Origin of the sequence: Mycobacterium aquaticum (assembly GCF_002086485.1) — a bacterium.
GTDB lineage: Bacteria > Actinomycetota > Actinomycetes > Mycobacteriales > Mycobacteriaceae > Mycobacterium > Mycobacterium aquaticum.
This window is the reverse complement of the sequence record NZ_MVHF01000104.1, coordinates 1-597: the sequence shown is the minus strand read 5'-3', so window position 1 is coordinate 597 and position 597 is coordinate 1. Positions and strand designations below refer to the sequence as shown.

Annotated in this window: 1 protein-coding gene; it reads right to left on the bottom strand. The window is 66.8% G+C overall.

Annotated elements, in window-relative coordinates; translation table 11 throughout:
* Entirely contained in the window at positions 1-594 is a 594-nt protein-coding gene (gene mspA / locus BST13_RS38090; protein WP_083171394.1) for a porin MspA, read from the bottom strand.
* Between the last annotated feature and the right edge of the window lie 3 nt (positions 595-597).

Sequence of the window (597 nt, the reverse complement as noted above, 5' to 3'; positions counted from 1 at the left end):
TCAGTTCATGTTCCAGGGTTCGCCGTAGGTGGTGACGCTGTCACCGGTGGAGGCGATCAGACGGGCGAACGGACGCAGCAGCACACCGCCGGCCGCGCCGGTCACGGTGCCGTGCGCGTTGGAGACGGCCACACCGCCGGCCGGGCCCTTGACGTCGACGGAGAAGGTCGCGACTTCCTGGATGCCGGGGCCGTTACCGAGGTCGGCCGAGATCGACACACCGGGGAACAGGTTCGGGGTGATGACCGAGCCCAGCGGGTTGAAGCCGGCCGAGAGCGGGTTGATGTTCGTGTCGTCGAGCAGGATGTTCGGCGTGGTGTAGCTGAAGTTGATGCCCACACCGAGCGACCAGGGGAAGCCGATCTGGTAGCCGAGTTCCAGGGTGCCGGCGAAGTCGGCGGCGCCGGGGCCTTCGACGTGGTACTTGGCGCGACCGGAGTGGAACCACTCACGGGTCAGGCGGTTGCGGTCCAGCGGAAACACGCCGTTGAGGAATGTGTCCCACTGCTGGACCGTCAGGGTCCGATCCTGGCCGTCGACCAGGCTCAGCTCATTGTCCAGACCTGCGTGCGCGGTACCGGTGCTCACGAACAGGGT